General features: G+C 41.7%; 16 protein-coding genes. 13 read left to right on the plus strand and 3 right to left on the minus strand.

Features of this window, described 5'->3' with window-relative positions:
- Nucleotides 1-52: 52 nt before the first annotated feature.
- The 3 genes from AB5123_RS07400 to AB5123_RS07410 are packed head-to-tail and all read left to right on the plus strand — an operon-like array spanning nt 53 to nt 1,019.
- Nucleotides 53-535, plus strand: coding sequence for a phosphoribosyltransferase family protein (locus AB5123_RS07400; protein ID WP_302838991.1), 483 nt, complete (start codon nt 53-55; stop codon nt 533-535).
- 42 nt (nt 536-577) lie between these two features.
- Nucleotides 578-772, plus strand: coding sequence for a hypothetical protein (locus tag AB5123_RS07405; RefSeq protein WP_022286749.1), 195 nt, complete (start codon nt 578-580; stop codon nt 770-772).
- Entirely contained in the window at nt 762-1,019 is a 258-nt protein-coding gene (locus AB5123_RS07410; RefSeq protein ID WP_347503408.1) for a hypothetical protein, read from the plus strand. Before AB5123_RS07405 ends, AB5123_RS07410 begins: the two co-directional genes overlap by 11 nt.
- Nucleotides 1,020-1,051: 32 nt before the next feature.
- Here AB5123_RS07410 and AB5123_RS07415 read toward each other — a convergent pair whose 3' ends face one another.
- Entirely contained in the window at nt 1,052-1,858 is an 807-nt protein-coding gene (locus AB5123_RS07415; protein ID WP_195246533.1) for a mechanosensitive ion channel family protein, read from the minus strand.
- A 235-nt stretch (nt 1,859-2,093) separates the two neighbouring features.
- Here AB5123_RS07415 and AB5123_RS07420 point away from each other — a divergent pair, with 235 nt between their 5' ends.
- The 4 genes from AB5123_RS07420 (at nt 2,094) to rpe (ending at nt 5,194) form a co-directional block, all read left to right on the plus strand.
- Complete coding sequence (locus AB5123_RS07420) at nt 2,094-2,546, plus strand: OadG family transporter subunit (protein WP_051706523.1); 453 nt, start codon at nt 2,094-2,096, stop codon at nt 2,544-2,546.
- Nucleotides 2,547-2,577: 31 nt separating this feature from the next.
- Nucleotides 2,578-3,801, plus strand: a complete 1,224-nt coding sequence (locus AB5123_RS07425) for a sodium ion-translocating decarboxylase subunit beta (protein ID WP_046439744.1) — start codon at nt 2,578-2,580, stop codon at nt 3,799-3,801.
- Between the two features lie 68 nt (nt 3,802-3,869).
- Nucleotides 3,870-4,454 (plus strand): 5'-deoxynucleotidase, encoded by a 585-nt coding sequence (gene yfbR, locus AB5123_RS07430; RefSeq protein ID WP_038671721.1) that lies wholly within the window; start codon nt 3,870-3,872, stop codon nt 4,452-4,454.
- Nucleotides 4,455-4,540: 86 nt separating this feature from the next.
- The gene (gene rpe / locus AB5123_RS07435; protein ID WP_038671723.1) at nt 4,541-5,194 is read left to right on the plus strand and encodes a ribulose-phosphate 3-epimerase; all 654 of its coding nucleotides are present in this window, start codon (nt 4,541-4,543) and stop codon (nt 5,192-5,194) included.
- On the opposite strand, the gene AB5123_RS07440 is transcribed toward rpe, so the two are convergent.
- Nucleotides 5,177-5,713: an adaptor protein MecA gene (locus AB5123_RS07440; RefSeq protein WP_038671724.1), complete on the minus strand. Its 537-nt coding sequence runs from the start codon at nt 5,711-5,713 to the stop codon at nt 5,177-5,179. The two genes, rpe and AB5123_RS07440, sit on opposite strands and share 18 nt — an antisense overlap.
- Before the next feature lie 78 nt (nt 5,714-5,791).
- Nucleotides 5,792-7,735, minus strand: coding sequence for a ribosomal protection-like ABC-F family protein (abc-f, locus tag AB5123_RS07445; RefSeq protein WP_038671726.1), 1,944 nt, complete (start codon nt 7,733-7,735; stop codon nt 5,792-5,794).
- Nucleotides 7,736-7,952: 217 nt separating this feature from the next.
- Here abc-f and speD point away from each other — a divergent pair, with 217 nt between their 5' ends.
- The 6 genes from speD to AB5123_RS07475 are packed head-to-tail and all read left to right on the plus strand — an operon-like array spanning nt 7,953 to nt 14,119.
- On the plus strand, nt 7,953-8,768 hold the full coding sequence (gene speD, locus AB5123_RS07450) for an adenosylmethionine decarboxylase (RefSeq protein WP_171028812.1): 816 nt from the start codon (nt 7,953-7,955) through the stop codon (nt 8,766-8,768).
- A gap of 16 nt (nt 8,769-8,784) precedes the next feature.
- Nucleotides 8,785-10,236, plus strand: coding sequence for an aminotransferase class I/II-fold pyridoxal phosphate-dependent enzyme (locus AB5123_RS07455; protein WP_368364653.1), 1,452 nt, complete (start codon nt 8,785-8,787; stop codon nt 10,234-10,236).
- Between the two features lie 16 nt (nt 10,237-10,252).
- Nucleotides 10,253-11,104: a polyamine aminopropyltransferase gene (gene speE / locus AB5123_RS07460; RefSeq protein WP_038671730.1), complete on the plus strand. Its 852-nt coding sequence runs from the start codon at nt 10,253-10,255 to the stop codon at nt 11,102-11,104.
- Between the two features lie 11 nt (nt 11,105-11,115).
- Nucleotides 11,116-11,964, plus strand: a complete 849-nt coding sequence (speB, locus tag AB5123_RS07465) for an agmatinase (protein WP_117876113.1) — start codon at nt 11,116-11,118, stop codon at nt 11,962-11,964.
- Nucleotides 11,965-11,976: 12 nt separating this feature from the next.
- Nucleotides 11,977-12,888 carry a YwqG family protein gene (locus tag AB5123_RS07470; protein WP_337811886.1) on the plus strand — a complete coding sequence of 304 codons (912 nt, stop codon included), beginning with the start codon at nt 11,977-11,979 and terminating at the stop codon, nt 12,886-12,888.
- A 28-nt stretch (nt 12,889-12,916) separates the two neighbouring features.
- Nucleotides 12,917-14,119 (plus strand): saccharopine dehydrogenase family protein, encoded by a 1,203-nt coding sequence (locus AB5123_RS07475; RefSeq protein WP_337811885.1) that lies wholly within the window; start codon nt 12,917-12,919, stop codon nt 14,117-14,119.
- Nucleotides 14,120-14,121 lie beyond the last annotated feature (2 nt).

Here is a 14,121-nt window from a genome sequence, read left to right on the forward strand (position 1 = left end):
TTCACTACATTTTGATAGCATTTATACTCTTATGAGATATGAGGATATCTGCGTGAAAGCAATACATCAGCTTAAAGACGACAGACAGCTTAATTTTGCGGAATATTCTGCGAAGCTTCTGGGTAATGTGCTCAGAGAAAATGGTATCGCACAGCAGGCGGATATCATCACATCAGTGCCAATGCACAGATCAAAACGCCGTAAAAGGGGATATGATCAGGCACAAAAGCTTGCACACTTTACGGCTATGGAGCTTGGGATAAGAGAAGATCATCGCCTGCTTGGACGGACAAGGGATACTGCAGAACAGCATACTTTGACTGCCGCTCAACGAAAAACTCATGCGGAGGATATTTATTATTCTCTAGCGAAACACGCTGACATAAAAGGCAAAAATGTCCTGCTATTTGATGATGTTTACACAACAGGTTCGACGCTTAACGTGTGCAGCGGACTGCTAAAGAAAATGGGTGCGAAAAAGGTGTTTTGTGAAGCTATCGCCACCACCTTGCTCGATGAAAAACACAAAGAATAAAATAGACCGCCTTCGGTATAATAATATCGGGAGGCGGTCTTTATGATAACTGAGGAACAGTTTGCGGCGATAAAAAGACTTATCGTGTCTGAAAACTGCATGATAGACAGGTTTGAGCATTATGTGAGTGAGATAAAAGAGCCGCAGCTAAAGGAAGATATGCAAAAGCTTACAGCGGCTTTGAAAAATCAGCGTTCAGGGTTGCTCACAAGTCTGGAGGATAACAATGGTAACTGACGGAAATATAATAAAAGAAGCAAGATTTTTTGTCAAGGCATATTCAAAGGAGTTTTGTCAGACCTATAGTGATCTATGCGGAAGTCCTTTTGCGGAGTGTATAAAAAGTGCGCTTGACGGTCAGCTTAGAATAGCAGAGAAGCTTGAAAGTCTTGAAAAAACATACTGTGACAAAACCAAGCTGCCAATTGCAGACAGTATTGATGTGAACAGATTTTTATATAAGAACAGGGAAGATATTTGGTAAAAAGTCCGCAGACGCTCGCCTGCGGACTTTTGTTATTTTGATATATGTACGTCAAGTTGGTCGAATGGTATGGAAATGCCGTTTGCGTCAAAGCGTTCCTTTGCCTCTTTGAGAAATTTGTATCGTATCTCCCAGTAAGCATCGGTCGGTATCCATACACGCATGATAAGAATTATAGCGCTTGCGCCATGCTCGCAGACAGCCACAAGCGGCTTGTCAGGCTCGTTTATTACCCTTGGCTCATCATTGAGCATTTCTCTAAGAATAGCCATTGCCTTGTTGTGGTCGTCATTGTAGCTGATAGAGAATTTCAGTTCAAGGCGACGTTTGTTGTCAGCAGTTATATTCGTAATAGTCGATTGTGAAACAACTCCGTTTGGTATAAATATCATCTTATTCTCAAGGGTCTTTAGGGTGGTGTAAAGTATAGAGATAGCGTCAACAGTTCCCTCTGAGTCGCCTATTTTTACATAATCACCGCATTTAAAAGGCTTTGAAAAAAGTATGATAAAGCCGCCTGCGACGTTTGAAAGACTGTTTTGAAGAGCAAGACCGATAGCAAGACCTGCTGCACCAATAGTTGCGACTATTGATGACATAGGTACTTGAAGTGCAGAAAGTGCCATTACTATTATTATAATAAGCAACACAGTGTGTACCACAGATGTGAGAAATTTATGTATAGTCACGTCTGTTCGACGCATGCTCAAACCTTTGTGCATGACCTTCAAAACAAGCTTGTCAAGAAGTATTCCTAAAAGAAAAATAACAGCCGCCGCTATAAGGTGTGGGGTAAATTCCTCAAGCCAATTCAAAAATTTGTCAGACAAAAAAATCATCTCCGTAACATTATTATGTAAAGATATTATAACATCTTAACATGATATTTGCAAGTGTGCCCAATATATAAGTTTTTTTGCGTATTTATGCACTTTTATCAGAAATCATAACAAAAATAGGTGTTGACTTGGAGATAATTTTGTGAAAAAAATGTGGGAAAAAGTCTTGCTATTTGTGTGGCTTTGGTGTATAATAATATTAAGTTTTATTATACTTACAGTAAGGAGAATTTTTATGATCAATTTTCTTAACACTGCAGCTCAGATGGTTGCGGCAAAGAGTACGATCAGTCCGGACCAAAAAGATCTGGGTGCTGGAACTGTTGCCTCTGTCGTTATCACGGGTATAGTTGTGGTATTTATCGGACTTGTTCTGCTTATTCTGCTTGTATCGATATACGGCAAGATATTTGACGTTATCAACGGCAGAGCTGCAAGAAAGGCTGAAGAGGCAAAAAAAGCCGCTGAAGCTGCAAAGGCTGTTGCTAAGCCAGAGCCAATAAAGGCTGCTGCCCCTGTTGTAGAAGACGGCATTGAAGAAGAAACAGTTGCTGTTATCATGGCTGCAATTTCGGCTATGAGCAGTGCAGAGGGCAAGAAGCTCGTTCTTAAGAGCGTTAAAACTGCCAAGCCTCAAAGACCTGCATGGTCTACCGCAGGCATAATAGACAATACAAGACCATTTTAGTGCAGTTGACGTGAAAGGAACGTGATAATAGATGTCAATAATTAATTCATTTCTTGATACCATGGCGTCTTTGGCGTCACAGTCGGGTTTTGCGGGTTTCCTCGTAGACGGCGGCTGGAAAAATATCGTAATGATACTTATTTCATTCGTATTTATGTATCTGGCTATTGCAAAGGGCTTTGAGCCGCTTCTGCTTTTGCCTATCTCATTCGGTATGCTGCTTACAAACCTGCCATACGCTGAGATGTATCATCCGGACTTCTGGAACTATAAAACGGTTGCAGGCAATGACCACTATATAGATTACGGTCAGATACTTCAAAAGGGTGGCCTGCTGGATATTCTTTACATGGGCGTTAAGCTTCAGATCTATCCACCACTCATATTCCTTGGAATCGGTGCTATGACAGACTTTGGTCCGCTGATCGCAAGCCCTAAGAGCTTTCTTATGGGTGCTGCTGCACAGGGCGGTATCTTCTTTACATTCATCGGTGCGGCTCTCTTCGGCATGAGTGCTGCTGAGTGTGGTTCTATCGCTATCATCGGCGGTGCAGACGGTCCTACATCTATCTATGTATCTTCAAGACTTCTTACATCAAATAGTAATATCGGCGTTGGTACTATTGCACTTGCAGCCTATACATACATGGCTCTTGTTCCTATTATCCAGCCGCCTATCATGAAGGCTCTCACAACAAAGAAAGAGCGTTCAGTAGTAATGGGTCAGCTAAGACCTGTTTCTAAGGTAGAAAAGCTTATTTTCCCTATCCTCGTAACTATCGTTATCTCACTCATGGTTCCTTCAGCAGCTCCACTGGTTGGTATGCTCATGTTTGGTAACCTTCTTAAAGAGAGTGGCGTCTGCGACAGACTTGTTAAGACTGCTCAGAACGAGCTTATGAACATCATCACTATCTTCCTTGGTGTAACAGTTGGTGCAACAACACAGGCAGATAAGATCATGAACATTCAGTTTGCAGAAGTTATGGCACTTGGCGTTGTGGCATTCTCAATTGGTACAGCCTGCGGCGTACTTCTTGGTAAGCTTATGTATGTTCTTTCAGGTCACAAGATCAATCCTCTTATCGGTTCAGCAGGTGTATCTGCCGTTCCAATGGCAGCTCGTATCTCTCAGAAGGTCGGTCAGCAGGAAGTTCCTACAAACTATCTGTTGATGCACGCTATGGGTCCTAATGTTGCCGGCGTTATCGGTTCAGCCGTTGCTGCTGGTGTTCTTCTTACAATTGTAAGATAAGATCAGAAATTTTTCGGGACGATGAAAAGCATCGTCCCGATTTTTGTGTATAGTTTAGGAGAGTTGATATGTCAGAAAGTAAATTTTTTGCAGTGATATCCCGTATGAAATATATAAATCGTTGGGCACTTATGAGAAACACGATCAATGAGAATATTAGCGAGCATTCCCTTGAAGTTGCTTTTATCGCACATGTGCTTGCACTTATCAGAAATAAGCGATTTGGCGGTAATGTTTCTCCTGAGAGATGTGCGCTGCTTGCTATGTATCATGATGTCACCGAGATAATCACAGGTGACTTGCCTACGCCTATAAAATATTACAGCCATGAGATAAAGGGCGCATATGATGAGATCGAGCAGAAAGCCAAAAATACTCTGGTGTCTTATCTTCCTGATGATCTGAAAGAGGACTTTGAGCCGCTTTTCTGTAAAACTCCACAGGAAGAAGAAGCATGGACTCTTGTTAAAGCGGCTGATAAGCTTTCTGCACTTATAAAGTGCCTTGAAGAAAGACAAATGGGAAATACTGATTTTGCATCAGCTGAAAAATCTACACTTGAATCTATTGTCGCAATGAATATTCCAGAAGCAAATGTTTTTCTTGATGAATTTATTCCAGCTTATACATTAACTCTTGACGAACAAGCTTGACAATGCCCCAGTGGTGTTGTATAATAGAAACTGAAATTATAGGACAATATTAAGTGGGAAGATATTGAATTAACGGAGGCTTTCAATTGGATATTATCGTTTCTGCGTCGCTGCTTGCCTGCGACTTTTCAAACCTTGCGTTCGAGATAAAGCGTGCTGAGGACGCTGGTGTTGACTGGATTCATTATGATGTCATGGACGGAATGTTTGTGAGAAATATAAGTTTTGGCGAACCGCTTTTGAAAAGTGTGGGCAAAAGCATAACTATTCCAATAGACGTTCATCTCATGATTTGCGATCCTATCAGATATATTGACAACTACGCAGATCTTGGAGCTGACCTTATAACTTTTCATTATGAGGCGGCTGATGATCCGCAAGCTGTTATTGACAAAATACATTCGAGGGGGATCAAGGCAGGAATCTCCATTAAGCCTGCAACACCTGTAAGTGCGATCCAGCCATTTCTTAAATCTGTTGATATGGTACTCGTTATGACAGTAAACCCAGGTTTTGGCGGTCAAAAGTTTATTCCTGACACTCTTGAAAAAATAAGCGAAGTGAGATATCTAATTGACCAGACGGAAAGGGATATCAGACTTCAGGTTGACGGTGGCGTAAATCTCGAAACTGCTGGTTTGCTTAAAGAATCGGGTGCAGATACTTTAGTAACGGGAACATATGCTTTTAAGGCAAACGATATGCCAGAGGCTGTTAAGCTTCTAAGAGAAATAGTTTAGTTTTTCAAAAGGAGTACTGCTCAATAATGGGCTGTACTCCTTTATTTTGTTTATAATCACGTTGTCAGCAGCACAGGTTTTCAGTAAAGCTTTTTTCGCAACTGTTGAGCGTGCGTATCCTATGGTGAAGATTAGAGCATGACCACTAGGAAGCTGATACAGACTGCTTTTTATAATCTTTTCGGAGTATTTTTGGTTTATTTCAGTGGCTTTTGATATTAGCTCGTTTGGATCGTAGCTGATTATGGCAAGTTCAGTGGTGTGATGATTGTCGTTTTTAGGTAGTATAAAATATATGTTTATTGTTTCTTCACTTGTCAAAGCAACATCAACTTCAATATTTCCTTCGGATATTTTTATAAGTCCTGCCTCCTTGAGTATAAACATGAGTTCAGATAAAAAATCTTTGCTTCTTTTGTTGTTTTTCTCAAAATCTTCAAAGGATATATTCATTATCCGCATATCATTTTCGTTAAGAATAACTTTTATTTCATACTCTGACAGCCTTTTTATCTCCAAAACAAACACCCCTTATGTATAATGTCAGTCTGTGCTGTATCATTATACTCATAAAGGGTGATTTCTGTGAAAATTTGTTTATGAAAGCTGGTCGGAAAGCTCAGCCCACTCGTCCATTTTCTGGTCAAGGGCGGTTTTGGCTTCTTCAAGCTCTTTGCATTTCTCGCTCATTTTGCTGTAGTCAGAAGCTATCTCAGGGTCAGATATGGCATTTTCAAGCTCAAATATAAGAACTTCTGTGTCTTCGATCTCCTTTTCAAGTTCTCTTATGCGGTTGCGTTTTTGAGCGTCAGCGGCACGCTGTTCCTTACTGCGATATTGTTTTGCTTTGTTTTCTTTGTACGCTTTTTCCTCTTCAGCCCGCTTTATCTCTGCTTCGCTCTGCATCTTGAGCTGACGGGCAGCGTTCACCGCTTCGCTGTATGCGTCAAAGTTGCCCTCGTATGAGTTCACCTCGTCATGCTTTATCTCTATTATCCTGCTTGCTACCTTGTTGAGCAGATATCTGTCATGAGATACAAGGATTATCGTTCCACCAAACTCTGCCAAAGCGTCCTCCAACACTTCTTTTGTGCTTAGGTCAAGGTGGTTTGTAGGCTCGTCAAGCACAAGTACATTTCCACGATTGAGAGCCATTATGGCAAAGCAAAGCTTCGCCCTTTCGCCACCGCTGAGAACAGAAATAGGCTTGAACACATTCTCGCCTGTAAGCAGAACTGCACCTAGCACGCTTCTTGCCTGTTGTTCTGATAATCTTGGATAGCGATCCATTATTTCTTCAAGCACTGTCTTATGGGGATCAAGTATAGCGTGTTCCTGTTCAAAATAGGATATCTTCACGTTTCCGCCCCAGCTTATATTGCCGCCCTCGTGTGGGATAATGCCTTGGATAAGTTTCAGTATGGAAGTTTTTCCGATACCGTTTGCACCGATTATAGCAACGTGCTCTCCACGGCGAACGTTCATGGTAAGTGACTTTATAAGCTCCTTTTTGTCAGCACCCTCGCCAACGACCAGCGGACAGTCAACAACTCGCACGATATCCTTTGTTGGCTCAATATCATATTCAAGCTTTATCTTTGGCGGCTTTGAGTACATAAGCGGTTTGTCGATTCGCTCGATACGGTCAAGCATATGCTGTCTTGACTTCGCCATTTTTGAGGTTGAAGCCCTGACGAGATTTTTCGCGACATAGTCCTCAAGCTTTGCTATCTCTTTTTGCTGTGCTTCATATTCTTTGAGCTGACGCTCTGAGTTCATTTTCTTTTGCACAAGATAGGAGGAATAGTCCCCTCGATATGATGTGAGCCTGCCTTGTTCTATCTCACATATTCTCGTACAGACCTTGTTTAGAAAATATCTGTCGTGGGAAACTATGATTATTGCACCCTTATAGCCTTTAAGATAGTCCTCTAACCACATGAGCGTTTCAAAATCAAGGTGGTTGGTAGGCTCGTCAAGTATAAGCAGATTAGGTTCTTCAAGAAGAAGCTTAGCCAGTGCAAGACGTGTTTTTTCACCGCCTGAAAGGGTAGAGATGACTCTGTCTGTAGGTGTTGAGCCAAATCCCATGCCGTTAAGCACCTGCTTTATTTTTACATCTATCCTATATCCGTCCCGAGCCTCAAAGTATGAAGAAAGCTCGGCATATTCGTGGCTTATACTGTCAATATCTCCGCCATATGCCATTTTCTTTTCAAGGATTTTCATTTTATCCAGTGTTTCAAGGAGGGGAGCGAAAGCGTTCTTCATTTCCTCACCGATGGTAAGTTCAGAATTAAGTCCGCTGTTCTGCCTTAAAAAACCAATTGAAGCCTTGCCTGCGATATTCACAGAGCCTAGTCCTTCGGGGGTCTTGTCATAACCCTCACTGCCTGTAATGATGTTAAGCAGGGTAGACTTTCCGCATCCGTTTATGCCGATAAGTCCAACGGCTTCTCTGTCTTCAACTGTAAAATTTATATCCTTGAGCAGTGCTTGCCCATTGAAATATTTGTAAAGATGTTCAACATTCAATAACATTGTATATTTCTCCTGTAACAATTATCAGAACTTATTATACACTATTTTCTTCTTGATTTCAACCTTTTTTATTTTATTGCCACACTTATGCCATGCTTAATAAAAAAATATGAAAAAAGTGCGTAAAACTATGTACTTTTTGATCGAGATGTGGTATAATGAAAACAAGTCTATAATTTTAGTCTTGATAGGCTGATTATTTTATCCGAAAGGACGGGTGATGTTAGGGTTGGAGCAGAAGCTTTCTTTGTATGGTTTTAATAATCTAACCAAGACCCTTAGCTTTAACATATATGATGTATGTTATGCCAAAACTGAAAGAGAACAAAAGGAATATATTGCTTATATTGACGAGCAGTATAATTCAGAGAGACTTACGAAAATTCTTTGCGACGTTACTGAGATGATAGGCGCAAGGATACTTAATATATCAAAACAGGATTATGAGCCGCAGGGTGCGTCTGTGAACGTGCTTATTGCTGAAAAAGCCCTCGATGAGGACAGTATCGACCCTTCGTGCAATCAAGGAAAAATAGGCGGCGATGTGCCTGAAATGATACACGCTCACCTTGACAAAAGCCATGTAACTGTTCACACATTTCCTGAATATCACCCAGACAACTCCATTTCCACATTCCGAGTGGATATAGATGTTTCTACTTGCGGAACTATTTCTCCGCTAAACGCACTGAATTATCTTATCAGCAGCTTTGACTCTGATATTATAACTATTGATTACCGAGTAAGAGGCTTTACGCGAGATGTTTTGGGAAAAAAGTTTTTTATAGATCACAAGATAACTTCGATTCAGGATTATATAGATAAAAATACGCTGACTAAATATGACGCTATAGACGTCAATGTTTACCAGTCGAACATTTTCCATACCAAGCTTCTCATTAAGGATATCGACTTGCAGAATTATCTTTTCAAGCAGGACGTATATGAGCTTACGCCGAAGCAAAGGCTTGACATAACAGATAGTCTGCGCCGTGAGATGATCGAGATATACAGCGGCATGAACATATACTGATAAGGTAGTGATAGATTTGAACTTAACACAGAATAATGCACCTGTGTATGAGGCTTTAAAAAAACATATGAGGAACAGAGTGGTGCGTCTTGACGTACCTGGTCACAAGGGCGGAAGAATGAATAAAGAGCTTCGTGACTTTTTGGGCGTGGATTGTCTGAAGTGCGATGTGAACTCCATGAAGCCACTTGACAACCTTTGTCACCCTGTTTCTGTGATAAAAGATGCTGAAATGCTTGCCGCTGAGGCTTTTGGTGCAAAGCACGCTTTCTTTATAGTAAATGGTACTACTGCTGCAGTCCAGACGATGATATTTACAAGCTGTAAGGCAGGAGATAAGATAATAATGCCGAGAAACGTTCACAGAAGTGCTATCAATGCACTTGTTGTGTGCGGTGCTATACCTGTTTATGTAAATCCAGGCACAAACAAACAACTTGGAATACCTCTTGGAATGTCCGTTAAGGACGTTGAAAAAGCTATCAAGGAAAATCCTGATGCAAAGGCTGTTTTGGTGAACAACCCGACTTATTACGGAATTTGCTCTGATATAAAAAGCATCGTCAAGCTTGCCCATGAGCATGGTATGTTGGTGCTTGCGGACGAAGCACATGGCACTCACCTTTATTTTGGTGAGGGTCTGCCTTGCTCTGCAATGGCGGGAGGAGCGGATATGGCGGCAGTATCAATACACAAAACAGGAGGAAGCCTAACACAGTCATCGCTCCTTCTTTGTGCAGACACTGTTTCAGAGGGTTATGTAAGACAGATAATTAACCTCACTCAGACCACGAGCGGCTCTTATCTGCTTATGGTATCCCTTGATCTTGCAAGAAAAAATCTTGCGCTCAACGGCAAGGAGCTTTTTAAAAAGGCAGTTGACTATGCCGATTATGCAAGAGAAGAGATAAATAAGATAGGTGGCTATTACGCTTTCGGTCGGGAGCTTGAAAACGGTGACGATATCTTCGCATTTGACAGCACAAAGCTTTCCGTTCACACAAGAGCCATGGGATTGGCAGGTGTTGAGGTCTATGACATTCTCCGTGACGATTACGACATTCAGATAGAGTTCGGTGATATCGGAAATATACTTGCTATAGTTTCCGCAGGAGATAGAGAGCTTGAGATAGAGCGTTTTATATCCGCACTTTCCGAAATTAAAAGGCTTTATTCAAAAGATCCGTCAGGAATGTTTGACCACGAATATATCAATCCTATCGTTGAGATACCGCCGCAGCAAGCTTTCTACAGCGAGAAAAAATCAGTGCCTATCGAAGAAAGCAACGGTATGATATGCGGAGAGTTTGTTATGTGCTATCCGCCGGGAATACCTATTCTTGCCCCTGGTGAGAAGATAACTTCCGACATACTTAATTATATCGCATACTGTAAAGAAAAGGGCTGTTTCCTTACAGGTACGGAGGATCTTGAGATAAACAACATAAACGTAGTGGTAAATTCATAGAGAGGAGATACATTTTATGGATCTTTGGTTTACTGAGAAACATACGGACGATGTTAATTTCACCATTCGTGTAAAAAAACAGCTTTATTCTAAAAAAAGCTATTATCAGGAAATAGACGTTTTTGACACATATGAGTTTGGCAGGGTATTAGTGCTTGACGGCTTTATAATGCTTACCGAAAAGGACGAGTTCATCTATCATGAAATGGTAACTGCAGTTCCTATGGCGGTCAATCCTGAGATAAAAAAGGTGCTTGTTATTGGTGCGGGGGACGGTGGAACTATCCGTGAGCTTTGCAGATATAACACTATTGAAAAGATAGATATGGTGGAGATAGATGAGCAGGTAGTAAATGTGTGCAAGGAGTATCTTCCACAGACAGCCTGTGCATTTGACGACCCTAGACTTACCCTCTATATTGAGGACGGTCTGAAATTCGTTCGCCGCAAGGAAAATGAATATGACCTTATTATAGTTGACTCCACCGACCCGTTTGGACCGGGAGAGGGACTTTTTACAAAAGAATTTTACGGCAACTGCTCAAAGGCGCTCACAGATCAGGGAATATTGATAAACCAACATGAAAGCACTTATTATGATTCCTATGTGGATATGGTAAAGCGCACACACAGAAGAATAGGCAGTGCGTTTCCAGTTTCAATGGTCTATCAGACACATATACCTACCTATCCGTCTGGTCATTGGCTTTTCGGCTTTGCTTCGAAAAATCTTCACCCTATATATGACCTTAAGGCTGATGAGTGGAAAAAATTCGGCATAAAGACAAGATATTATAACACAGAGCTTCACAAGGGCTGTTTCGCACTGCCGAATTACGTCCTTGATGTACTTGAGGACTGTGACTAAAGGAGAGAAGTATGGAAAAGAATGTTCATACCTTTATAGGCTGTGATTGTGAATATGATGATTCAAAGATAGTCCTTTTCGGCGCACCATATGACAGCACAACTTCGTTCAGACCGGGTACAAGATTTGCAAGCTCTGCAATGCGCAATGAGAGCTTCGGCATTGAGACTTATTCACCATATCAAGATAAGGACCTCCTTGATGTGAATGTGTTCGACAGCGGCGACCTTGAACTGCCATTTGGCAATCCTGAGGGCGCACTGAGGGATATCCAAAGCCGTACATCAGAAATACTTGATGACGGCAAAGTGCCTTGCATGATAGGCGGCGAACACCTTGTCACTCTCGGTGCGGTTAGAGCTGTGGCAGAGAAATATCCAGATCTGCATATCGTTCACTTTGACGCTCATGCCGATTTGAGGGACGATTACCTTGGAGTGAAAGAGTCACACGCCTGTGTGCTTCATAGATGCTGGGATATTGTGGGCGACGGAAAGATATATCAATTTGGCATCAGAAGCGGTGACAGGGACGAGTTCAAGTTTGCGAAAGAGCATACTTTTATGGAAAAGTTCGGCTTCTTCAGACTTGACAGCATAGTAAAAAAACTTCAGGGAAAGCCTGTTTACTTTACACTTGACCTTGATGTGCTTGATCCCTCAGAGTTTCCCGGCACTGGTACTCCAGAGGCAGGCGGAGTTACCTTTAAGGAGCTTATGTTCGCAGTGGAGGAAGTTGCAAAGCTCAATATCGTGGGCTTTGATGTGAATGAGCTTTCCCCTGTTTACGATCAGACAGGACGTTCAACGGCACTTGCCTGCAAGCTGCTGAGAGAGATACTTTTGTATTTTTATAAATAAAAGGGGAAAATTATGGGGTTATTTGATATTTTTAAGAAAAAGAATACTGACGTTAATGTGCAAAATGAATCAGCGGAGAAAACTTTAGACCACGAAACAGAACTTAAAGTTGCCGAGCAGGCACTTAAAGCTGTCGAGAAAAAGACGCTGACACCTTGCGTGAAACTAGAACTGACAGGTAATAAGCCCTCTATTTTTGAGAGCAAGGTCGGTGGAATTGGCTATGTTCCACATGACGGCACTATCCCAGAGGACAAAAAGGGCAGGCAGTTAAGGCTGCTGGCTCAGATAGTTTGTTCGCAGGTGACTGATATTGAAGATTTTCCTAAAAGTGGACTTTTGCAGTTTTGGATATTAAATGATGATGTTTACGGAATGTCTTTTGATGATATTACTTGTCAAGATACGTTCAGAATAGTTTATCACAAGGATATCGACAATACCGTTACTGAGGAAGAAGTCAAAGCCAAGTTCAAGGAAAACGGACTTGACGGAGAGTACAGTATGCCGGTAAATGGCGAGTTTGGCTTGAAATTCACTTCAAGTGCTGACATTATGAGCGAATCTGACGTTAGGTTTGAGAAGATGTTTTGTGAGTACTATAATGCCGCTCAACCGAAAAAGAAAATAAATTCTCTTATGGACATGGATATCGCTCCTGCTGATGAGATAGAGGCTTATGAGCAGAACTATCAGAACGCTTATGGTCATAAGATAGGTGGCTATCCTGCTTTTACGCAGTGGGACCCTCGTAATGAAGATACCAAGTATGACTTTTTGCTTTTGCAGCTTGACAGCGATTTCGGCAATGGCGATGAGAAGATAATGTGGGGAGATGCAGGTATCTGCGGATTTTTTATAAACAGACAAAGGCTTAAAGATCTCGATTTTGATGATGTTATTTATAATTGGGATTGCGGTTGATAATAAATTTAGAAAGGAATGATCTAATATGTCAAGAGCATTGATAATCGGTGCAGGCGGAGTTGCAAGTGTAGTTATACACAAGTGCTGTCAGAACAGCGAGGTATTTACTGATATCTGTATCGCCAGCAGAACAAAGTCAAAGTGCGATAAATTCAAGGAGGAGCTTCAGGATAAGACAAAGACAAATATCACAACTGCACAGGTGAACGCAGACAACGTGCCTGAGCTTGTGGCTCTCATGAAAGAATATAAGCCTGATATTTGTATCAACGTGGCTCTGCCTTATCAGGATCTTCACATTATGGACGCTTGTCTTGGGTGTAAAGTAGATTATGTTGACACAGCAAACTATGAGCCAGAGGACACTGCAAAGTTTGAATACAAGTGGCAGTGGGCTTATAGAGAGAGATTTGAAAAGGCTGGTATCACAGCGCTTCTCGGATCTGGCTTTGACCCAGGTGTAACAGGTGTTTTCTGTGCATATGCTCAGAAGCATTATTTTGATGAAATAAACTATATAGATATCCTCGACTGCAATGGAGGCGATCATGGCTATCCATTCGCAACGAACTTCAATCCTGAGATAAACATAAGAGAAGTTTCCGCAAAGGGCTCTTATATTCAGGACGGCGAGTGGGTAGAAACTGAGCCAATGGAGATAAAGAGAGTTTATAACTTCGATCAGGTTGGTGAAAAGGATATGTATCTTCTCCACCACGAAGAGCTTGAATCACTGGCTCTCAACATCAAGGGTATCAAGAGGATTCGTTTCTTTATGACATTTGGTCAAAGCTATCTTACACACCTTAAGTGCCTTGAGGACGTGGGCATGACATCTATCGAGCCTATTGACTTTGAGGGCAAGAAGATAGTACCGCTACAGTTCCTTAAAGCAGTTCTTCCTGATCCAGCTTCACTCGGTCCAAGAACAAAGGGTAAGACAAATATCGGTTGTATCTTCCAGGGCAAAAAGGACGGCAAGGACAAGACATATTACGTTTACAACGTATGCGATCATCAGGAGTGCTATAAGGAAGTCGGTTCACAGGCTATCTCCTACACAACAGGCGTGCCTGCAATGATAGGCGCAATGATGATACTCACAGGCAAGTGGAAAAAGCCGGGCGTACACAATATAGAGGAGTTTGATCCGGATCCATTCATGGACGCACTTAACAAGTGGGGTCTGCCTTGGACAGAGAACTTTGATCCTGTTCTTGTTGACTAATA

Source organism: Ruminococcus sp. RTP21204st1_B2_RTP21204_210225 (assembly GCF_040914135.1).
GTDB classification, from domain to species: domain Bacteria; phylum Bacillota; class Clostridia; order Oscillospirales; family Ruminococcaceae; genus Hominimerdicola; species Hominimerdicola aceti.

Bases quoted from the DNA above. Each gene is read 5' to 3' on its own strand.
- AB5123_RS07405 (WP_022286749.1), top strand. From the start codon at position 578: ATGATAACTGAGGAACAGTTTGCGGCGATAAAAAGACTTATCGTGTCT.
- AB5123_RS07410 (WP_347503408.1), top strand. From the start codon at position 762: ATGGTAACTGACGGAAATATAATAAAAGAAGCAAGATTTTTTGTCAAG.
- AB5123_RS07415 (WP_195246533.1), bottom strand. From the start codon at position 1,858: ATGATTTTTTTGTCTGACAAATTTTTGAATTGGCTTGAGGAATTTACC.
- AB5123_RS07420 (WP_051706523.1), top strand. From the start codon at position 2,094: ATGATCAATTTTCTTAACACTGCAGCTCAGATGGTTGCGGCAAAGAGT.
- AB5123_RS07425 (WP_046439744.1), top strand. From the start codon at position 2,578: ATGTCAATAATTAATTCATTTCTTGATACCATGGCGTCTTTGGCGTCA.
- yfbR (WP_038671721.1), top strand. From the start codon at position 3,870: ATGTCAGAAAGTAAATTTTTTGCAGTGATATCCCGTATGAAATATATA.
- abc-f (WP_038671726.1), bottom strand. From the start codon at position 7,735: ATGTTATTGAATGTTGAACATCTTTACAAATATTTCAATGGGCAAGCA.
- speE (WP_038671730.1), top strand. From the start codon at position 10,253: ATGGATCTTTGGTTTACTGAGAAACATACGGACGATGTTAATTTCACC.
- speB (WP_117876113.1), top strand. From the start codon at position 11,116: ATGGAAAAGAATGTTCATACCTTTATAGGCTGTGATTGTGAATATGAT.
- AB5123_RS07470 (WP_337811886.1), top strand. From the start codon at position 11,977: ATGGGGTTATTTGATATTTTTAAGAAAAAGAATACTGACGTTAATGTG.
- AB5123_RS07475 (WP_337811885.1), top strand. From the start codon at position 12,917: ATGTCAAGAGCATTGATAATCGGTGCAGGCGGAGTTGCAAGTGTAGTT.